Here is a 20849-nt window from a genome sequence, read left to right on the forward strand (position 1 = left end):
CGGTCGGGAGCCTGGGCCAATTCCCCCTCCATACGACACGAGGAAAGGAGGGGGAGAACGGCCGGGCCAGAAGGGTTCCATTGGAACCCTTGGTATGAGCCGTAGGCTAGGCGGCCCAATCGGGGCCGCCGCCGGTCACGGCGAACACCGCAAGGATGCGGAGCCGAACCAGACGCCACTGCCGCGTCGATTCCCGCACCGCCGGCCCCGGCGTCATGACGCACCGGAGCGTCATCCCGCCGGCTTCCGTGCTTGGAAACACGTGTTTGTGATACCACGACCTGTTCGTATATAGCGGCCTCCCTAGTCCGGATGGTTCGTTCGTCGGAGGCGCAGCCGGCGGCATGCCGCCGGCGACAGCGGCAACGCACACGTGCCGCGACTGACCGCAATCGCGCATTGACCTTGAGACCTGAGAAAGGGCCGCGCCTGCGCGCGGCCCCAGTTGGGGAAATGCAAGAGACGAGAACCGTGACTGATCCGTTGAGAGACGGGTGTGACGGCGATCGATCCTGTGAGGAGAAAGGGCCGCGCCTGCGCGCAGCCCCGATTCCGGAAACGCGAGAGAAAGCCGTGACTGATCCGTTGAGAGACAGGCACGATGACAGTCGATTCTGTGGAAAAGAAAAAGGCCGCGCCAGCGCGGCCCGGCTTCGGGAATGCAGGAAAGACAAAACCGTGTCAGGTCCGTTGAGAGACGGGTGTGACGGCGATCGATCCAGCGCAAGAAAAGTAGCCGTCAGGCTAGAAACGTCCGCATCGGCCCGACCGATGCGGCATGAATCCGCGCAGAGAGGCCGGTCGGCGGCGAAACGCCGATCGCCGAGCCCGCGGAAGAAAGGGAACTGCAATGACAGGCAATAGCGAATGGTCGCAATGTCAGCAGCCGAAAAACACGAAACGCAGCAAATGGCATGACGCCGCCTACTGGGCCGCAGTGAACGGGCTCATCGCCGGGAACCCGGCTCAGACGGCAAGCCAGGACGAACAGGGCGCCGACGCCGCGGCGCGATACGTGAGAGCAGAGAGGACAACGCTGTGAGCAATACGAACGACATGCAGGACGACATCGACGAGGCGGAGGCGATGTTCGATCGCCAGCTGGGCGAGCCGGATCTCGTCGCCGGTGCCCCGGATTCCGTCAAGAAGCCGGTCTCGGCTGACGTCATCATCCGCGAGGAGACCGACGCCGCCATCGAGGCGAGCCGGTCGGATATCCGCGAGGACAGTGTGCTGGAGGATGTCGCACGACAGACGGCGATGGACGCGATGCGTCGCATCACCGAAAGGGTCGAGAGGACCGTGAAGTCCGACGGCGGGCGTGGTCGACGCCGCGTTGTGGCCCCGCCGAACCCTTGGACGGCGGCGCAGTGCGCGGCACGGATCATGCCGCTCGGCAAGCTGCTCCTCGACGGCGTCTCCGAGGAGGACTACGTCAAGCTGGTCTCCTACAACAAGGCGAGCGGTCTGTACGAGCCGCTCAACGTCGACAGGCTGGCGGTCTCGTTCAACGCGACCGCCAACGGCAGCTGGCGGCGGGACTTCGAGTGCAACCTGAAGGTGGCCTGCCGGCAGGTGCGCAGGGAGAGCGACCCCGACCTGATCGCCGTCAACAACGGCATCGTCCGGTACTCCACCGGCGAGTTCATGCCCTTCGGTCCGGAGCATGTGTTCACCGGCAAGTCCACAGCCGATTGGACGGACCCCGCCACGCCGCCCTCGGAACCCGTGTTCGACGTGACCACCAACGGGGGCCAGCGCAAGCGGCTCGCCGTGTCGGACGTGTTCAACGGGTTCTCGACGGATCCGGACGTCGTGCGATTCCTGTGGGACGTCGTCGTCATGACGCTGACGCCGCTCAAGCACTGGGACATCGCGCCGATCCTGTACGGCGAGGGAAGCTCCGGGAAGTCGACGTTCATCGACATGGTCACGGGTCTCGTCGGCGTGGAGAACTCCACGCGCGCGCAGCTGAGCACGCTGACCACGCGGTTCGGGATGATGCACATCCTCGACAAGACGCTGGTCGCGAGCGACGACGAGAGCGGGACTTATATCGACGACTCCGGTCCGTTGAAGTCCGCCGTCACCCACGGCGAGGTGAACATCGACCGCAAGAACAAGATGCCCGTCTCGTACAGGCTCGGCTGCATGTTCGTCGTCGGTACGAACTCGTATCCGAAGTTCCGTGACCGGTCCACCGGCATCTGGCGACGCTTCCCGGTGGTGCCGTTCGACCGCGTGGTGCTGCCCAAGGACCGTGTGCCGGAGCTCGGCCGGCTCCTCGCCCGGCAGGACGTCCGCGATTGGATGATGTTCCACATGCTCTACGAGCGGCCGCGGGTGACTGGCGTGTCGCTGCCGGAGGCCGTGGCTAAGGCGAACGCCGAGTTCCGGGAGGCCATCGATCCGGTGGCGGCGTTCTGGGGCGAGTACCGCGACGCGTTCACGCGCGACTTCCTGCCGCTGCCGATGCTGTGGAGCGCGTTCAAGCAGTGGTATTCGCGGGAGTTCGGTGGCCGCGGGCAGCTCAAGAGCTCTCGCAACTTCTACGCCGAACTGCGGTCGCTGGTCTCGCGCGAGATGCAGGATCCGGCGTTGCCGGACAGTGCGAAGTGGGTGGAGACGGCCGACAAGGTGAGCGTCGCCGCGTGGGCCGCGGGCACCGAAGAGGCGATCGGCGACCTGTATCGGGACGAGGGCTTCCACAAGCCGCGCGTCGACCGGGTGATCCTGTCTCCGTCCACCGACCAGCTGGCCTTCTGGCTCTCACCCGTTGACGAGCTGTGGAAGAAGACCCGATGCAAGGGGTTTGTCCGCAAGTCGTTCCTCGTGGCGTACGAGGATCCCGATTCGCCGCTGCACGGCAAGACGCCGCGCGCCGTCTCCGAGGAGCAGAGCAAGGCACGGTCGGCGTCCTACCCGAGCAACGGCCGCGGCTGACCTCACGTCGAGAACCGGGTGTGGCGCACCGCGAGCGCCGCACCCCCACACCGATCAGACAGTGCCCGGCGCACGCCACCGCGCCGGGCTCCGTTCGCACCAACAAACCACACATGCCGGCGGTAAGATGCCGGCGGAAAGACAGCGACATGTCCAAGAACACCACCATCTACGATGCACAGATCAAAGCTGCGATGCGCAAGCTGGAACAGTTGAAACAACAACAGGCACAGGAACAGCACCTGCTCGACATCGCCCCCGAGGTCGTCAAGCGGCTTCGAGGCTCCGAGGTCCACTACGAAGGCACCGGCGACGAGATTCTTAAGAAGGTGATCGCCGATATCGAACGCCTGCGCGAGCTGAAGCGTGAGGAACGCAGCGAACGCGCCAGAGCGGCCGCGGCCCGTCGCGCGGCGAAGAAGAACCAAGCGCCCGACTGGCTCAAGTCGGATGCCGTCAACGTCGTGGTGGACGGGTGCTCGGACGACGATGACCCGCACGCAGACGACTACGCCGACATGCAGGCCATGCTGCACGAGGAGGCGGTTCAGGCCGCCGCCGCGGCTGAAGCAGCCGCGTCTGATGGCGATGATGCCGACAGGCCGATGAGCTGGGACGACATCGTCGGCGACTGATGTCGCAGGTGCAAGCCGGGTCCGAGTCGTCGGACCCGGCCAGCGCAGCTGGGGCGACCGCGCCTTGGCGGAGTCGTCCGCCGGGGCGCGGTTTTTGCTTTCCGCGGGAGAGCAAACCGCGGTGCGGCGGAAAGGGGTCGAGGGGAATCCCCTCGCGAGAGTGATATAGCGGTCAATTCCATTGGCCGCTATATCGCCTGCTCGCCATCCATTAGCATGCGCACTTGCATGCGCAAGAGTATAATGAGAATCGTTATATATAGGCGCATGGGTCAGCTCACGCAAGGGAGCATGGCGCATGCGGTAATGCTCGGAAAGGAGGAGCACTATGGTTCGTTCGATGGCTGCGCAGCGGTCAAGCGCCGGCACGCGGCGCGAGCCCGCGGACCGCCGGCTGACGGTGCGCTTCCCACGCCGTCGGTTCGAGCAGATCGACGTGCTCTCCGCGGGCATCCCGCGCGCCCGGTTCGTGCGCCAATGCGTTGAGGCGAGGCTCGACGAGCTCATGGGCGCACCCCATGAGCCGGTGGCGCAGCCGGCCGATTGGAGTCCGTTCAATGATCGTGAACTCGCCCGGCTCGCGCTGGCGGTGAACCGGATCGGCGTCAACTGGAACCAGTTGGTACGCGCCACCAACGCCGGCAAACCACTGCCGTCCGGCGCGTTCACAGCCGACGACGTGGCGCGCTTCGGTGAAGTGTGGCGCGACATGCGCCGTGTGTTCGCTGATGCCGGCATGCCGATGGGGTATGGCGAGTCGGCCGGGCACCGCAGGAGGCGAGAACGATGAGCTACACGTCGGTCCGTCCCGTGCGCAATATGCCGGCGCTGCTGTCGTATCTGCTGTACGGCTCTAAGGGCTCGGAGAAGTACAAGCGGCATCGCGCCGAGCACACCGATCGTGCGGCGTTCATCTTAAACGACGCCGGCAGCATTCGAGCATTCCGAGAGGAGTCCGACCGGCTGCTACGCAAGCACGGGCGCGACGTTGCAGCATACAGCTACGTGATGTCTTTTGCGCCGGACGAACTCGACGTACACAGCAAGGACGACTTGCGTCGATGCGGTGAACTCGCCTATGAACTCGGGAAGACGATGCACCCGGACTCGGAGAGCCTCGTCGTCGTCCATGACGACGGTGAGGGCGGCTGTGCGCACGCGCACCTCATCATTCTCAACCACGACCACCGGACCGGCCATGCGCTGAGCAAGTACAGGAACGCGCGGACGCTGCACGCGATCAACGACAAGACGATGGACGCGTTCGGCATGGAAACGATGAGCGGGCGCGACTCGTGGTCAGTGCGACGTGAGCGGGTCAAGGAGGGCTCATTCGACAGGTTGCTCGGCGACAGACTCATGCAGGCCGCACAGGCCGCTGATTCGTTCGACGAGTATGTCGCGAAGTGCACGGCGGTGGGCATCACCGTGGACGTCAACTCCGACGACAGCCGCGGCATCACGTACAGGATGACGTACGACGACGGGCGACGCGTGCGCAAGCGACGCCGACGAGCAAGCAGCTTGGCACAAGATTTCACGTTCGATGAATTGGCGGCACTGTTCGCCGCAAGGAAACACAACGAAGACAAGGAAAAGGAGAACACGATGGTGACACAACCAGAGGTCTACGTGGGCAAGTCCAAGAACGCAAGCGTCAACAATCCGGGCAGCGTGAAGCCCGAGGTGTTCGTCGCGTCGAGGATGGCCGATGACGATGACGACAGCACGCCGATCATGGAAATCAGCCGCGGGTGGCTTGAGGAGACATACGACGATCTCATCGGCGCGCGCAACAGGGTGTGTCGCGAACGGATGCGCACACTATCCGACGACGCGGTCTTGAAACGACTCAACGAGCATCGTACTAACGAGGATCTGCTGCGGCGAGACCTTGAGGACGCGAACCTGCGGATGGAGTGGGCGCGCAACCGATTCCGCCAGCTGAAGGCATCACAGCCGGAAAAGGTCCAAGGCCACGATGCTGTCGTTTGGATGCTTGACCTGCTCGTTGACAACAGCCTTCAACGCCGTGACTGGTTCGTACTGGCGGTCACCATGCTGCTGCGTGAGCAGTACGCGCAGCACATCGTTCGCGTGAATCGGCAGATCCGCACGCGGCATGATGCCGAGGTGTATGAGGCTCGTGCAGGGATGTGGTCGGCAGAGAAGCGCGCAAAGGCCGCCCGCGAGGCGCTTGATCAGGCCATGTCGGATACCCTCGTGCGCCGGAATGGCTCCGGCAAGTCGATCCTCAGGATCGCGCCGGTCCTCACGGAGGAGCCGCCACAGGATGATGAACCGCAATTCTGACAATCGCATGACGGCGGCACGTTCGGGGGAAGCCGTCGCGGAGCGCCGGCCGGCCTGTAAGGCGAGGGCGGCGCGGGAATCGGAGTCGACGGAAGGCAATCGAACGAAAGGAATGAAATGAGACCGAGATGATGAAGCTCCCCGGGCGGCAACGCCGTCATGCGGGAGCATGACGAACAATGAGGACCGTGAATCCGCAACATGCGGATTCACGGTCCTCATTTTTTTCTTAACAGCGTAGCTGTCTGCGTTTTTCCCCGATCGGCGGGGACGTTTCCCATGGTGATGTCGGCATGAGAGGAGGCCGACGGTCGGGCGAGACGCCGACCATCTCCGGACGCCCCTCCGGTGGTTCCCGTTTGCTGTCGTACGTTCCCGTCCGTGTGTTCGGGAACGGATTTCGGAACCATGACAAACGGCTTGGTCGCAACGTTTCCAGCCGCATGGTTCCTGAGTTCTTCTTCTTTTCCCACCTAACTTCATAAGGAGAAAAAAAAGATTAAGACATATGCCCAATGCGGAAGGTTGGCCGATCGGGGAACTTGGGAACCAATCTGGGGTTGATGTCCGATAATCGTTGGGATTCCGGCGGTTATGGAGGGTTCCATAATGGCGATTCCTTGGGAGCGAGGGGAACGTATCCGGTTTTCGGGGACCGCGTCCTTCCGTGATCACGTGGTCCCACCTCCACCACGTTGCCATTGTGCGGACCGATGCGCCGATGGCCGTCACGTTGACGGGGTTCATTCCGAATACGGTCTGTTCGGATGGGATGCCGCCCATTCCCGGCATCATCAGGTCTGCGGTGTTGGGGGCCGACACCCGCATCAGCCTGCCAGAGAACGGAACGGGGTATCGTCGTGAAAGGATTCGGCGACCGGCGCAAGTCGCAGGGGATCTGCCGTCGCGTGTCGTCGAACACGTGTGACGCCTACGTGGAGAACAGGGAGGCATGCCGCGATGAACGGAACGACTCATTCGAACGACGACGACCGTCCTGTGGCGGGTATGACGCTGTATCTGCACACACTCGACCATATCGTCGTCGATGCCGATGAGGGTCCCGAAGTCTACGACCGGGCTGCAAGCCACGGTGTGCCGTCCGTGTGGATCTGCACGCAGGGCGGTGACGTCGAGGGGCATGGCTTCACCGATATGACCCTCTCCATCCGTCTGAACAAGTTTGCCGCCACCGGATACCGGGTGCATGCCTACTACGGCGTGCAGGAGCGTCATGCAATGGACTGTCTCGACCGTGCCTGGGATGAGAATATCCCCGTGGAATTCGCGTTGTGAAAAGAGTGGAGGCTCCCTCGTGTTTGGCACGGTCTTCGTTGTTTTTGCATCATGACCGGTCGGAGGGAGCCTCCGGGCCACCCCTCGCGGGATGGAGTCATGCCCTTTTGCGCGGCCTTCGAGTTGTCTCGTTGGGACGATGTTGCGGGCATGGCATACGGTTCCGTCTTTTAGGGCGTTCTTGCGTTGTTTTTGCTATGACGACGTCCACGGAACCATATGCAACTATACGCTCGGAAGGGGGTCGTGTTGCTCGGCGATTCGCCGTGCGGACGTGCAGGTGCATAGGTCTGCTGGTTCTTTGGCATGCGGCCGCGGGGCCATGAGTATATGCGGGCGTCGGTGCTGTGGTGTTCGGGTTGTTGCCGTGCTGGTTTCGTGAGACACACCATTTGGCTCCCCCTCCCTGTGGTATGCTTACAACCAGTTATCAATGCAAACGGAGTGTTAGCGGACGCCGGTGATGTGTTGTCGGCGCATTTCCTGCGTTGGCGTTCCGTGGGTTGAGACGAGAGACATACGCCTGTTGGCAGGCGGGAAGGAAAAGGGAACCATGGTGGCTAAGCATGCGAGTGGCATCCGCAAGCGGGAGTCGCATCGTCCGGTCCACAAGATCATGACGGCGGGCCTGTCCGCGATCATCGCGGCCGGGCTCCTGAGCTCGACGGCCGTGGCGTTCGGCGCGACCGCGAACCCGGACGGTTCGATCACCGTCGAATCCGGCGACACCCTCAGCCAGATCGCCGAGCAGTTCGGCGGCGACTGGCACGACTACACCGGCTACCGGTCCGGCGACCCGAACCTGATCTTCCCCGGCGAACACGTCCGCGACTCCAAGAAGGCCACCACCGAGTGCAAGGTCACGATCGACTGGGCCGCCGAGGCGCAGAGGACGTACAACGGCGACTACGGCGTCGACCCGGTGCGTCATGACACGCTGGCCGGCAGGTACGGCGCCGAGGCGGCCGACAAGGTGCAGGACCTGGTGAACCTGATGGTCGCGGGCTCGTGGGCTCCGGGCCAGCCGCTGCCCGCGGGCTACGAGTCCAACGAGTGCCTTGTCTCCCAGACGACCGACGGCGACGATTCCGGTGCGAACACCGCGAACCCGTCCTCGACGCAGCCCGACACCGCCACGCAGCAGCATCATGCCACCAAGGTGTGGATCGTCGACCGCAACGGCCACTTCGAGCCGGTCTTCCGCGACGTGCTCGTGCACCACCAGGCGGTCACGCAGACCAGGGACCATGCGGCGGTCACCCGCACCGAGAAGGTCAAGGTGCGTGACGCCTGGGACGAGCAGGTGAACCATCCGGCCGAATACAGGACCGTGTACCATCCGGCGCAGACCCACGTCGAGAAGGTGCTCGTCTCCCCGGAGCATACGGTGCATCACGATGCCGAGTACCAGGACAGGGTTGTGGTGGACAAGCCGGCCTGGGATGAAAAGATCGAGACGAAGCCGGCCTGGACGGAGACCGTCCATCATCCGGCGCAGTACGAGGACCGCGTGGTCGTCGACAAAGAGGCGTGGGATGAACAGGTCGTGGATGTGCCCGAGCATACCGAGACCAAGCATCACGAGGCCGAGTACCGGACGGTGCATCACGAGGCCGTTACCCACGAGGTGAACCACCCGGCGGTCACCAAGACCGAGAGGAAGCTCGTCTCGCCTGAACAGCAGATCGAGCACAAGGCCGAGTACAAAACCGTCGTGGACAGGCCCGCGTATGACGAGACCGTCACGGTCAAGGATGCATGGACGGAAACCGTCAAGCATCCCGCCGAGTACAAGGACGAGCCTGTCTACGAGACCCAGACCAAGGTGGTCACGCCTGAACAGACCAAGGTCGTACACCACGAAGCCGAGTATCAGGACCAACCGGTCTACGAAACACAGACAAAGCTAGTCAAGCCTGCTTGGACGGAAACCGTACGTCATTATAAGGTATATGATGCTGATGATCCGTCTTGGGTTCGTTATTTTACCAACAAGGCCGATGTTGATGATTGTCAGTATTCTGAACTTCTAAAAGGTCATGCTACCAGCGTGACATGGTGGGACGAAACCGTTAACCACCCCGCTGAGTATCAGCAAGTCCAGGTCCAGACCGGCACCAAGAAGGTTCTCGTCAAAGCCGCTTACGACGAGACCGTCACGATTCCTGCTGTGACTCAGCAGGTACAGGTTCAGGTCGGCACGAAGAAGGTGCTCGTCAAGGCCGCCTGGACGGAAAACGTCCAGCATCCCGCCGAGACCAAGGTCGTCCACCATGACGCCGTCACCCATCAGGAGCTCGTCAAGGCCGCCTGGACGGAGACCATCCCCGCCAAGTACGAGGAGGTCACCGTCACCGTCAAGCCGGCATGGACCGAGACCGTGGTGGACAAGCCGGCCTATGATGAGCAGGTTCTCGTCAAGGAGGCTTGGACCGAGACCGTCACCGTTCCCGCGACCTATAAGACCGTCCATCATCCGGCGGTGACTCATAAGGAGTCCGTGCTTGTCAAGCCCGCCTATGAGGAGAAGGTCGAGCATCCGGCCGAGTACCGGACGGTGCATCACGACGCGGTCACGCATACCGAGAAGGTCAAGATTAAGGACGCGTGGGATGAGACGATCCCCGCCAGGTACGAGGAGAAGACCGTCACGGACCGCGAGGCCTGGGACGAGCAGGTCCTCGTCAAGGACGCTTGGGTCCAGACCGTCCATCACGCCGCCGAGTACGTGGACAGGACAGTCGTCGTCAAGCCCGCGTGGCGCGAGACGGTCGTGGTGCGCCCGGCGTGGAGCGAGACGGTCCGCCGCGAGTCGGGTCGTCGCTGGGTCGAGCCGACCGGCCACTGGGAGTGGCGCTGAGCCGCAAGGTCAGACATCGCTGATGAAACGGAGTCCCCGTCGAGATAATCCCGACGGGGGCTCCGTTTTCGTGCGATAAGAACGCAACGGGGACGTACTCGATACAGGCGAGGTCGAGGAGAGCCGTCGTATGCCGTTCCTGCTTTGCATCTACAGTAGACGCGTCGAAGCGCTACTGGAGTCCGTCGAACAGGTCTTCGACCTTGATATCGAGTGCGTCTGCGATGTAGTAGAGCGTTGAGATTTTGGGCATGCGCCGCGCCTGCTCGATATAACCGATTGAGACGCGGTCCATGCCGACCAGTTCGGCGAGTTTCTCCTGCGAGTATCCACGCTCGCGGCGCAGGTTCTGTACGCGTCGGCCGAGACGCGTCAGATAGGCTTGGAAACCGTCAGTTTGCATATTGTCGATTGCATGACGTCGGCGGTCGCGAAGCCACTAACTCATAGTTAGCAGTTGCCTGTCTGTGGTGCCCGCTCTCGTGTGTAGAGGCCGCCGAGGGCCTGTCGCTCCTCACGCGTGGGCTTGTATCCGAGCGCAGAGAGCGCGTTGGCCAGCGGAATCGCCTCGCGTTCGATTGCTTCGCCGTCGAGCCACACGTACCAATCGATGGCGTCCTCGGCGTCCGCGTACAGCAGCGACAGCAGCGCCATGAGCGGGTTCGTGCGGATCATGGCGTGGAGCTCCCTGTCGAAACGCGCGCGGGAGACGCCTTCGTCGTCGTTGCCGGTGATGCGCAGCCACAGGCCCGTGGCGTCACCCATAGGGTCGGTGTACCGGTCCTCGAACCGGTTCGTGACGAATCTTGATGCCAGTAAGGCGACCGCGGCCTCAAGACTTTGCGGATGACGCTCCGACGCGATGATGCGCGTGATGAAATCGATGTGCCGTGCGCGGATGCGTTCGGCGATGATCTGGATATTGGCCATGAGGTCGGTCCCTTTCGTTCGGTTCGACGGGTGATGTGCCCGTCCTGTCGAACGTTGGGCCGTCGCGGCGTCGCCGCGGTTTTCCGCTGCTATGGGGGTGGTGGGTGTTGCCTTGTTTTCCATAAGGGTCCACGTGGGGGAAGCGGGGCCTTACGAGGCCGACGATATGAAGGCATGCAATGCGGGGTATTGCGGCATGGTGCCTGTTTCTGGGATCTCGTTCCTTTACGACGTATGGTTTCGCGATGTAGGGAACCGGTCATAAACGTTGTGATTCCAACGATTGTGGCACAGTGGCATGCTGACGGTTCCCTGGTCCTCCAGAATGGACGCCTCCCGCATATCACATATGCATATGTTGTGTTTTCTCTTTCTTATACAACAGAGGAAGTGGTAGAGGAACTCGGGAACCTGGATGCCTGCGCCCTTGATATTCCAACGGTTCCATTGGTTCCGCAACAGGTTCCGGAGTCCTTGTACAGGAACGCCGCCGCCCGATGTGTAACTACCTCTCGCCGTCCGCCGCCACGATGCCGCTCCTCGTGGACGGTGGACAATCGTCGTCTTCCAACGCGCGCCTGATCGTGGAGATGCCGACATGGTAGCTGTCGGCGAGTGGTTGCAGAGTGCGGCCGCGTGACCGCAGCAGGCGTACGTCCTCACGCTGCTGCGCCGTGAGCTTCGGCTTTCGACCACCTTTGCCAGAGGCGTGCGCTGCGGCCAGACCAGCCTTGGTGCGCTCGATGACGAGTGAGCGCTCGAACTCGGCCAACGCCGCCATGAGGGTGAAGACGAGCTTGCCGTTCGCCGAGCTCGTGTCGATTTGCTCGTGCAGGCTCTTTAGTTCAGCGCCCTTCGAGTGGATGCGATCGACGAGATCGAGCAGATTTCTTGTGTTGCGTCCGAGCCTGTCGAGCCGCCACACGACCAGCGTGTCGCCTTCGCGCAGGTGGTCAAGCGCCGCGTCGAGCTGCGGCCTGTGAGCTTTTGAGCCGGAGACGCCTTCATCGGTGAAGATCCTGTCGCATCCGGCGGCGTGCAGCGCGTCGAGTTGGAGCTGTGGGTTTTGGTCAAGCGTCGAGACTCGCGCGTAGCCGATTTTCATATCTTCCTCCTTGCAGCGCAGCGTTATTGATAACCATTCTCATTTTACTCTCGATGTTCTTGCCATCCCATGCTTGGGGTCTGTGGCGCGATTGCCGTTTTTGCCGTTGCATGGCTGCATTTCGGCACATTCAATTCCGGCAACGAGAAACGGCAAGCTTCATGCCCATTTCCGACGGCCTTTCGCGAGTGGGCGGCTTCTCTGCCGCTACACGAACGTATTCCGGCAACATCAGACTCTTTGAACAAGCATCAGAAAAAGGAACTCCGCCCCATCGGGGCGGAGTTCTAGTGTGCTCAGCTTTCATTTACGCATGCCGGGGTAATCCCGCGACTGACCACGCTCATCACGATAGCTGCGAGCGTGCAGTCCTGATCGATGAGCAGCGCTGTCATCGCATGACGAACCGGTTCGGCCGTGTCGCGACCTGCGAGCCAAGCAAGGTACGCGATGGCTGCATGCGGCTGAACGGCGTACATTCTCGGCCATCCGGCCATCGTGTCCAACGTCTTCAGTGCGCATTCAAGTCGGGCGTTGTCGATGCGCGCATCCGGGTCTTTGAACGCACGTGTGAGCAGCGCGGTCATGCCCTCGCGGGCGCGTTCCGACCTCGGGTCGGTCGCGTAGGCGAGCATGTCGTCCACGTTCAGTGTGTCGTCGATGACCGTGGCGATTAGTGCGTCGCGCACTGCGAGTTGCATGCGGATCGCAGTCGCAAGGCGGATCGTGTCGTGCTTGGTGACGATGCCCGCGCGCTGCTCGCGCAGCGCCGCCAACCAGTCCGTGAATGCGGGGCGCAGGTACTTGGCAAGGGCTTCAGCCCGCCCTTCAGCGGTCAGCCGCTCGCCGAGCATCTGCATCTCCTCGTCCAGTTTCTCTTGCGTCGGCGCTCCCTTCGCGGTCTCGGTGATGTCGCTTTTCTCGATGGTTATGACGGTCATGGCTTCTCCTTGTCGAAATGACTTTTATTGGTCACATCAACATTCGCGCCGGCTTGCCGGCGTTTTGGGAAAAGCCATAACCGCGGGTGTTCAGCCCAGTCCGGCAGCGTCGAGCACCTCGTAGCGGTCGTACTTGTCCGCGTCCGGCACCGGTTGCGAGGTGTCCAGCCAGCCGTAGTCGCCAAGCTCCACGTAGCCCGACGCAACATCATCGCGACCGTATTTTGCAAAATCGAAATATATGTCGAGACTACCGTCGAGTATCGCGTGACGCACGTCGGGATCGCGGTTGATTTTGTCGTATCCGTAGCGTTCTTCACGGTCTGGCGTGTTCTCGATGGTGACGTTATTCGGTAGATCGTAGGGCGAATACGCCATGTCATCCAGTTGAAGAATCGCGTTGCACAGCATCAGCGCGTCCGACGCGCCCGGAAGACAATAGTCGATTGCCAGTTCAAGCCGGTCCCAGTCCTCGTCGGTTGCCAAATGCTCCTTCGCCAACGTGGCCAGAGCGTTAAGCTCGTCGAGGTCTTGGTATTCGTAAACCGTCCAATCAAGACGTTTCAGAAGGCCGTCTTTTTCGAAGTCGTGAATCGCGTATTCGTCGTCGGCACCGTGCCATTGGAACACACGCTCGTCCAGAAAACCGTCGAGCTCGTCCTGCGACACTGGCAACGTAATCCAATCGCCACGCATGAAGCCTGCGTTGTACGCGGCGAGATTAGCGACATAGACACGAATCTCATAAGGGGCGATGTGGGACGGAACGATGGACGTCGGGTTTGATTGCATGATGGTTCCTTTCGTGAGATGGAGGTGCCTCGGAAAGGCCATCGGCGGCCGGCAGGCCGTTTCGCCCGCGCGACCGCCGATGTCCGCTTATCGTCGCCGTGTCAACCTTCGACGTACTCTTTCAGGGAGCGGTAGGAGATCAGGAAGATGTGCCCCGACTTGCGGGCCTTGATCCTGCCCTCTCGGATGAGCCGATACACGCTCTTGCAGTTCCTGAATCCGAGCAGCCGTGTGGCCTCGGCCACGGTCACGGACAGTGGTTCCAGTCCCGGATACAGGGTCCGTCTTCTGCCGGTCGTCGTGCTGTCGTCTTGCCTGTATGCTTCCAGTGTTCCTCGGGTCATGGGTGTTCCTCTCCATATGGTGTTCTATGTGTCTGTTCATGCCGGCTCAGCCGGTCGAACCGTTCGCCGCGTCCAGCAGTGCGATCGTGATCTCCGTCTGGACCGGTGGGGGCAGGCGGTTCAGGAGCTTGGGCCGCTGCTCCGGCTTGAGCCCTCTGATGACGGCGAGTCGTGCCGCGGGTTCCATGCCGGTGACGAGGGTCGCCAGCTGGGAGAATGCGTCGTCAGTGTTCGTCGCGCCGCCGGCGCGGTCTTTGGGCGCTGGCTCGTGCGCCGGTTCGGTCTCGCTGTGCGGGGCGAGTCCGGCCGATTCGGCTTCGGCGTTCATTCCCGCCAGAATCTTGCCGGTTTCGTCACTGGTGAGGTGTTGATAGTGCATCGCCGTCCTCACCTGCGTGTGGCCACCCTGCGCCATCACCGCGCGGATGCTGTTCGTGTACGAGGCCGTGCGCGTCAGCGCCCGGTGGCGCAGGTTGTACAACGGCGGGGCCAGGGCGTCCACGCGCGGTACGGCTCTGCGTGCCCTGTAGTAGGCGTTGCGCAGCGTCTGTGATTTGACGTAGGTGTGGCTGCGCTGCCCCGTGAACAGCAGGGCCGCGGGCCTGTCGTCCACGAACCTGTCGAGATGCGCTTGGATGACCGGCACGAGCCACGCCGGGATGCGTTCGTCTCGTATGCTGCCGCGGGTCTTGGGTTTGCCGGCGATGACGATCTTGCTGCCGTCGCGGCTGACCTCTTTCGCGTTCTTGGTGACGTGCACCGTGCCGCCTTGACCGTCCGCATCGAGTGCGATGTCCCGTCGTTGCAGGGCCAACGCCTCGCCGGGGCGCAGCGCGAGCTGTCCGCACAGGTAGATGGTCAGCGCGAGGCGCGGCGGCATCGCGTCGTGGATGGCTTTAAGCTCGTCCATGTCGATGTCGACGTATTCGCGGTCGCTGTCCGGTCTGGGCACTCGGATCCGTATCGGGTTGCGTTCGAGCAGCGTCTGTCCGCTCGCGTCGAGCGGCTTCTCGCACGCCTCGGCGAATATGCCCGACAGAAGCTCGAACACGCGGCGTTTGATGACCGCGCCCTCGCCTGCCTTGCCGATCCTCATGCTGGCCGCCCATCGTTCGATGTCGTCGGGCGTGATGGAGGCCATCGGCAGCGAGCCCAACACGGGCAGCAGATGATCCCGCAGATACTGGCGGTACTTCTCTCGCGTGGTCTCCTCGATGGGTTCGCCGTCTCGTTTGACCCGGTGCTCCACGTAGTCCGTGGCGTACTGGGCGAACGTGACGCGCCGCGCGAGCCCTTCGTTGCGGGCGACCTCGGGCGGCTTCCAGATGCCCTGCTGGATGGCCCGTTCGGCGTCGTTGAGCCATTTCTCGGCCTCGGTCTCGAAGCCCTCGGCGAAGCGCTTCGTGTAGTACTCGGGCAGCATGCCCGGCCACTTGTAGTATGCCTCCACGGGAGGCTTGTATTTCGCTTCGATGTACTTCCGGCCGGATCTGCGGCTCGTCTTCAGTGAGACTGTGCCGAACCGTCTTCTTGCTCTCGCCATTGTCCGCCGCCTTCGTGTGGAACGTATCGTGGATCGTCTGTGGGGGACCGTGGCTCGTCAGTGAATGACGTAAGGTCCGCGGTCCATCTCCCCAAAACCTCGACCGCCGGCTCCCACGGAGCCGGTTCTCCATGCGGGGTATTCGACGGGACGATGGCGAACGGTCATATCCCTTCTGGGGATGTGGCTTATCGGAGAAACGACGTGAAGCATGGCGATGCCATACGAATGTGATGGAATTGTGATGGCGTGAGTGCGCCCGGGCGACGTGAAAAACGCTCACGTATGCGCTCACGTATGGCGAGGGGAAAACGGTCCCGCATGGCCGTTGGCGGAACGGCGACGCCGCCCGCCCAACAGTCCGAAAACGTTGCAATTCCGCCGTTTTCTCGGCATTCCGGCAACAAAAAAGGGCTTCCAGATTTCTCTGAAAACCCTGTTGGCGGAGAATACGAGATTCACAACCATATAGCCCAGAAACGGCGTAATAACGCCGATAACAGGCTTACCGCCTAAGTGCCTTACCGCTTAAATTACCGCTCTAGCGCCTGTTCACGGGTTGGAACCGCGCGGCCTCCACCACCGCCCTCAATGCCTCCAACACTAGCAGCAGCGTACACCGCGACATGGCAAGAAGAAGGCCCGGCGCTCGCAAGCAAGCCACCGGGCCAACCCCTCAGCCGAAGGGATTCACGCCGCCCTAGCCGCGCACCTTCTCCACCGGGATACCCTCATACAGGGCGGTGAGATAGGCGGTAACGGCTCCAAGATCGTCAAGCCATTGTTGCAGCGCGTCCGTCTTGTCGGCGAGCGCTTCCGGTTCCTCGGCGTCCTCGAACAGCCAATAGGCCGTGTCGCCCGGCTGCATGGTCAGCGACAAGAGCGGTCGCGGGTCGCCTTCCGTCATACAGCTTACGGACGCGGTGAACGCGAGATTGAACGGCTCGCAAGCGGTCTCGAACAGCAGCACGTCGCCGTGCGGTTCATCCACGCGGACAACCCAGCCGGGCGCGTGGGCCAATTGCAGCGGGGGGGGGGGGCGATGGTTCCGGCCTTCTCGATGATCTCGCGCGGGGTCATGCCGTCACCTCCACAAGCCAAGCGGCGAGACGCCGCGCCTGAGCGGGGTCGAGGTCGGCCACCACGTCGGTGATGCCCATGCAGCCCATGCGGACTTCCAGCCTTCCGGCGCTCGCGGTCAGCTTCAAGGGGCGTCCGGGGTCGGTCGGGTTGTCGAACGCGAGCGCTTGAACAGTGTGTTTCATCATGGTTCCTTCCAGCCGGACGGCAACCACGATAGAATCGGTATTGCTTCCGGCTAATGCTCTGTTAGGGATTGTGTTATCTGTGAAGCGTCCGGCCCTATGGTGTTCCAGCACCGTGGGGCCATTCTTCTACTTGTTGGCTAGGTTCCTCAGATCGTCGCACTTGAGGGCGTCGGCGAGCGCTATAGCGCGTTCCAGCGGCATGTTTCGCCAATCCTTCGCGCCGCGCTCATAGGCGCTGATAACCGGCTGGGGGACGCCGCTTGCTTCGGCTAGCTGCTCTTGCGTTAATCCGGCTGCTTGTCTGAGTTCCTTCAGGGTCATGGGCTTCACCTCCCTTTTATCTAGTTACATATCTATTATAGATAGTTAGCTATATATCCGCAAGTGGTGGGGTGAGTGTCCCTCCCGCCCCGGTCAGGCGCTCCACAGGGCATAGCGCCCATATCCCCCCGCGATTTTTACCCAAACCGCGAGCAGCCGCACCGGCTCACACGTCATCCAAGCCCATAGACGTATCCGCCTCCACGTCCGCCCCGGTCTCGGCGAGCAGATCACCACCGCTCTCACGTTCCCGCAAGTCCTCCAAGTCCTTCGCGGTCTGAATGAAGATGCGACTGATAGGCGCGATGTCCCTAGCCTGAGTGGTCTCGTCGTCCAAGATGCGCCGCAACCGACGCAACACAAGCCTTAGAGCATCCTCATACGATGGCAGCGGGTCGAGCATGTCCATAAACTCGCCCTCGCTCAAATCGGTTTTCGTATCATGCCGCGTGGCGTTATCCGGCTCCACGCCGTCCGCCTCGGCTTCCGCCTTGCGCTCGCGGTACGCCTTGAACCTACAGGCGTTAGAACAGTACTTGCGCGGCCTACCGCCACCCTTCGCCACGAACTCGCGGCCACATTCAACGCATTTCACAACAAATCCCTTCGTATCAACCTTGTGGAAAATTCGGGCGGGGAGAAAACGGCCCTATGCCCGAGGGGGCCGCGCCGGGGTAGGGGAGGGGCAACCCCCCCTACCCCTTGGCGGTCGTCTACCATTCGCCGCTAGTGCTCAGATCAAGCGTGGTGAACGGCAGCGAGGTCAACGGCGGTTGCGGCTTGTGTTCGAGTTGGGCGCGCGCGTAGGCGTCCGTCTTGTTGCTCTTGAGCCTGTTGCAGCGCCTATGCACAAGACGGCAGTTGCTGAAGGCGAGCGGGTCGCCGCCGCGCGACACCGGCACAAGCTCGTCAACCTCGGCGCTCATAGGGTGAGGCGTCTTCAGCGTCTTGTCTACAGGCTTGCCGCAGATCGCGCACACGTCGTATGCGGCCAACACTCGCTTACGCAGTTGCGAGCGCCGCCAACCGTTGCGCCTTCTCGGATTGCTGCTAGCCATAATCATTAGTCCTTGTCTACTAGATCTAGTCAGTGGCGGGTCGCGAGCGCCGGGGTGGTTCCTCGTCTGCGAGCGCTCGCCGTCTTGAATGGGGCGGGTTACTGTTCGTCGCCGGTGAGCTTGCCCAGTTGGGTGATGATCGCCGCTAGTTGGGCTTGCTGGGTGGCCGCGCGGGCTTCGTCCAATCGGCCCATTGCGGCTAGCCGCATGTTCAACTGTTCGAGGTTGTCGGCGATGCGGCACATGGCTTCCGTCTTGAGTTGGTCTCGGTGGCGCTCGCTGTCCTTGTACAGGCCGTGAACGTCGCCCGCGTGCTGGTATTGGTGAAGCATGGTGTCGGTGCTCATAGGTTCACGCCTCGCTTCTCCAGTTCCGTGGCGGTCTTGTTGAGCCACAAGCCGGTGTTCTTGACCTTGCGGACGGCGAGCAGTTGCCCGGTGGTCAGCTTGGCCCAGTCCTTCACGTCGCCGGTGGTGGTCAGGCTCGCGGCCCACCGCTCCGAGTCGGGCGTCACTTCCGTGGAAGGCGCGGGCGCTTCCGAAGCGGGGGACATGTTGGACGCCATACCCTCATATGAAGTGTCCAATGTGTCCTTTCCGTCCAAAGCGTCCAGCAAATCGGGTTGCGAACCTTCTCCCATACCCTCTCTAGAAGTGTCCAACGTGTCCAAAGCGTCCAATGTGTCCAGCTTCGGCGGTTCCAGCTTCAGCGTCTCCCATATCTTCAGCGTCTTCCACGCTTGGGAGAACGCCGTGAACCGATAGCCGCGTTTGGTGTGGTCGCGGTTGCGGCTCGCCTCCACACCGGCCTTCTTCAGCATCGAAGCCAAGCGTTTCGAGGTCAGGCGTCCGAAGTCGCCCGCCTGTTCGTCGCCCCATTGCTTCGGGTCGCTGTAGGCGAGCGCGTCGCACATCTGCTGAGAGCCGACGAACGGCAGCGTGGCCCACTGGGTAGCCCACAATTCCGCGATGTCCTTCAACAGGACGATGTGCGGTGAATCGTTGGCAAGCCCCATTTCGGCGTCCGTCTTGGCCTGTTCTACGAACTCGGCAGACAGACGGCGCACGGTGTCCAGCCATTCGCCGGACTGGGTTTGAGCGATGCGGGCCAACGGCAACCACACTTCCTTGTACCGGCCCTTGACCGATTCAGGCAGCACCGGGCGCGGCTTGATGGACGCCTTCGCGCTCGCCGCCCATTCGGGTAGGTCGCGTTTCAGGTCGAGATATTCCGCGTCGTCCTCCTCGATCATCTCCCAGTCGGATTCCTCCACCTCATCGGTCGGGTAGAGGAACACCGGGATACACCGTTGCCTTGTGTCGGCTGGAAGGTCGGGGTTGTTGCCCGCGAACACGGCGGGCGCGTGCGTGCTCTTGCGCACCACCTTCCAACCGTGCTTCTTGTCCGGTTCCTGAATCGTGCGGCTGCCGCCCTTCTTATAGCCGGTGTTCACCACGGCGATGAAGTCGGCGGTAAGGGGGTTGTCCTTGCGTAGGCTCCTGTCCGCCTCGTCAACGAGCAGCACATAACCCTGATCGGCCAAGTTGGCGAGCAGCGACGCCGAACTGATCGCGCTCAGCGTCTCGGACTTCGCCCCAAGGTGGGCAATCCATTCCAGCATTGTGGTCTTGCCCGCGCCCGGCATGATGCTTGTCACCAACAGGCGGGGCGTCGTGTACAGATCGCGGTAAACCCACGTGTGCATAATCCACAAGGTGAGCATCCTCAGATCGTCGTCGGTCGCCCCCACATACCTTTTCAGCAAGTGGAACATGCGGTTAGCAAGCTCGCTGGGGTCGAAACCATACCCGCCCTCACTGGACGGTTCGGACGGATAGGACACATTGGACGGATTATTAGGGGTGGGGTCGAACTGGTCGGCCTCCGGCTCCATGTTCACGGTCGCTTTCTCGATCATGCCGCCGCCTTCCACTCGTCGGCGAGCGCCGCCACGGTCTTATCCCAAGACGCGCCCGCCTGAGAGGCGATGAACTCTAGGACGTTCCCGCCCCTGTAGTCCAAGCGTCGGGCGCTCGCGGCCATGCGCTGCCGCATGTAATGGAGGTCTTGCCGGTTGCGGGTCGGCAGCAAGCCGAGCGCAAGCACGCTGTCAATCATCGTGTCGGTCTTGCCGGTGCGGATGATCTTGTGGCCGCGCTTCGGGAACGGCCCGGTGGTGAGCGTCGTCCGGGCGTCGGCGCACAGCAGCGTGGCGGCTTGCAGCATCCTCAGGGCGGGCAAATCGTCGTTCTTGGCGGTGAACGCTATCGAGGTCGGCGCAATCCAAGAGGCATAGGCGCACATGGTCAGGCAGCGGGCCGTGTCGATGGCGTCGTGGGTGACGGTCAGCTTGTAAAGGCCATAGGCGGTCTCCAGCAGATAGTCGGTGGTGGCCTGAAGCACGTAGCCGGGCGTATTGGGGTCGAAACTCTCGCCTAGAATGGTGATTGAATCCTTGGCCCCGACATTCCCGGTGTTGGGGTTCTTTTTTGCTTGCATG

General features: G+C 62.2%; 22 protein-coding genes. 7 read left to right on the top strand and 15 right to left on the bottom strand.

The window, feature by feature from the left end; all coding sequences use genetic code 11:
- The first annotated feature begins 850 nt into the window (after positions 1–850).
- The 7 genes from BSTEL_RS06800 (at position 851) to BSTEL_RS06830 (ending at position 10047) form a co-directional block, all read left to right on the top strand.
- Positions 851–1042 (top strand): hypothetical protein, encoded by a 192-nt coding sequence (locus BSTEL_RS06800; protein WP_034528681.1) that lies wholly within the window; start codon positions 851–853, stop codon positions 1040–1042.
- A complete protein-coding gene (locus BSTEL_RS06805; RefSeq protein ID WP_034528684.1) occupies positions 1039–2943 on the top strand; it encodes a DNA primase family protein in 1905 nt (634 codons plus the stop codon). Before BSTEL_RS06800 ends, BSTEL_RS06805 begins: the two co-directional genes overlap by 4 nt.
- Before the next feature lie 149 nt (positions 2944–3092).
- A complete protein-coding gene (locus BSTEL_RS06810) occupies positions 3093–3578 on the top strand; it encodes a hypothetical protein (protein WP_034528687.1) in 486 nt (161 codons plus the stop codon).
- 328 nt (positions 3579–3906) lie between these two features.
- Positions 3907–4368 carry a hypothetical protein gene (locus BSTEL_RS06815; protein WP_034528690.1) on the top strand — a complete coding sequence of 154 codons (462 nt, stop codon included), beginning with the start codon at positions 3907–3909 and terminating at the stop codon, positions 4366–4368.
- On the top strand, positions 4365–5891 hold the full coding sequence (locus BSTEL_RS06820; RefSeq protein WP_034528692.1) for a relaxase/mobilization nuclease domain-containing protein: 1527 nt from the start codon (positions 4365–4367) through the stop codon (positions 5889–5891). The genes BSTEL_RS06815 and BSTEL_RS06820 overlap by 4 nt, the downstream gene beginning before the upstream one ends.
- A 960-nt stretch (positions 5892–6851) precedes the next feature.
- Entirely contained in the window at positions 6852–7187 is a 336-nt protein-coding gene (locus BSTEL_RS06825; RefSeq protein WP_034528695.1) for a hypothetical protein, read from the top strand.
- Between the two features lie 553 nt (positions 7188–7740).
- Positions 7741–10047: a LysM peptidoglycan-binding domain-containing protein gene (locus tag BSTEL_RS06830; protein ID WP_034528697.1), complete on the top strand. Its 2307-nt coding sequence runs from the start codon at positions 7741–7743 to the stop codon at positions 10045–10047.
- A 172-nt stretch (positions 10048–10219) separates the two neighbouring features.
- On the opposite strand, the gene BSTEL_RS06835 is transcribed toward BSTEL_RS06830, so the two are convergent.
- From BSTEL_RS06835 to BSTEL_RS06905, 15 genes are all read right to left on the bottom strand, one after another.
- Positions 10220–10450 carry a helix-turn-helix domain-containing protein gene (locus BSTEL_RS06835; protein WP_051922930.1) on the bottom strand — a complete coding sequence of 77 codons (231 nt, stop codon included), beginning with the start codon at positions 10448–10450 and terminating at the stop codon, positions 10220–10222.
- 47 nt (positions 10451–10497) lie between these two features.
- Positions 10498–10977, bottom strand: coding sequence for a hypothetical protein (locus BSTEL_RS06840; protein ID WP_034528700.1), 480 nt, complete (start codon positions 10975–10977; stop codon positions 10498–10500).
- Between the two features lie 505 nt (positions 10978–11482).
- Positions 11483–12082, bottom strand: coding sequence for a recombinase family protein (locus tag BSTEL_RS06845; RefSeq protein WP_034528702.1), 600 nt, complete (start codon positions 12080–12082; stop codon positions 11483–11485).
- Positions 12083–12378: 296 nt separating this feature from the next.
- Positions 12379–13023: a hypothetical protein gene (locus BSTEL_RS06850; RefSeq protein WP_034528705.1), complete on the bottom strand. Its 645-nt coding sequence runs from the start codon at positions 13021–13023 to the stop codon at positions 12379–12381.
- 90 nt (positions 13024–13113) lie between these two features.
- Positions 13114–13815: an antirestriction protein ArdA gene (locus BSTEL_RS11450; RefSeq protein ID WP_051922931.1), complete on the bottom strand. Its 702-nt coding sequence runs from the start codon at positions 13813–13815 to the stop codon at positions 13114–13116.
- Positions 13816–13916: 101 nt separating this feature from the next.
- On the bottom strand, positions 13917–14159 hold the full coding sequence (locus BSTEL_RS06860) for a helix-turn-helix domain-containing protein (protein ID WP_034528707.1): 243 nt from the start codon (positions 14157–14159) through the stop codon (positions 13917–13919).
- A 46-nt stretch (positions 14160–14205) separates the two neighbouring features.
- Positions 14206–15702, bottom strand: a complete 1497-nt coding sequence (locus tag BSTEL_RS06865) for a site-specific integrase (protein ID WP_084686158.1) — start codon at positions 15700–15702, stop codon at positions 14206–14208.
- Between the two features lie 700 nt (positions 15703–16402).
- Positions 16403–16693 carry a hypothetical protein gene (locus tag BSTEL_RS06870; RefSeq protein ID WP_034528712.1) on the bottom strand — a complete coding sequence of 97 codons (291 nt, stop codon included), beginning with the start codon at positions 16691–16693 and terminating at the stop codon, positions 16403–16405.
- Between the two features lie 85 nt (positions 16694–16778).
- Positions 16779–16970, bottom strand: a complete 192-nt coding sequence (locus BSTEL_RS06875) for a hypothetical protein (RefSeq protein WP_034528715.1) — start codon at positions 16968–16970, stop codon at positions 16779–16781.
- A 126-nt stretch (positions 16971–17096) separates the two neighbouring features.
- Entirely contained in the window at positions 17097–17291 is a 195-nt protein-coding gene (locus BSTEL_RS06880; RefSeq protein WP_034528718.1) for a helix-turn-helix domain-containing protein, read from the bottom strand.
- 166 nt (positions 17292–17457) lie between these two features.
- The gene (locus BSTEL_RS06885; RefSeq protein WP_034528722.1) at positions 17458–17886 is read right to left on the bottom strand and encodes a hypothetical protein; all 429 of its coding nucleotides are present in this window, start codon (positions 17884–17886) and stop codon (positions 17458–17460) included.
- Between the two features lie 118 nt (positions 17887–18004).
- On the bottom strand, positions 18005–18355 hold the full coding sequence (locus BSTEL_RS12880) for an HNH endonuclease (protein WP_034528725.1): 351 nt from the start codon (positions 18353–18355) through the stop codon (positions 18005–18007).
- Positions 18356–18447: 92 nt separating this feature from the next.
- The gene (locus tag BSTEL_RS06895; RefSeq protein WP_034528728.1) at positions 18448–18696 is read right to left on the bottom strand and encodes a hypothetical protein; all 249 of its coding nucleotides are present in this window, start codon (positions 18694–18696) and stop codon (positions 18448–18450) included.
- Entirely contained in the window at positions 18693–20267 is a 1575-nt protein-coding gene (locus tag BSTEL_RS06900; protein WP_051922932.1) for a DUF3631 domain-containing protein, read from the bottom strand. The genes BSTEL_RS06895 and BSTEL_RS06900 overlap by 4 nt, the downstream gene beginning before the upstream one ends.
- Positions 20264–20848, bottom strand: a complete 585-nt coding sequence (locus BSTEL_RS06905) for a hypothetical protein (protein WP_034528731.1) — start codon at positions 20846–20848, stop codon at positions 20264–20266. The genes BSTEL_RS06900 and BSTEL_RS06905 overlap by 4 nt, the downstream gene beginning before the upstream one ends.
- Between the last annotated feature and the right edge of the window lies 1 nt (position 20849).

Source organism: Bifidobacterium stellenboschense (assembly GCF_000741785.1).
Classification (GTDB): domain Bacteria; phylum Actinomycetota; class Actinomycetes; order Actinomycetales; family Bifidobacteriaceae; genus Bifidobacterium; species Bifidobacterium stellenboschense.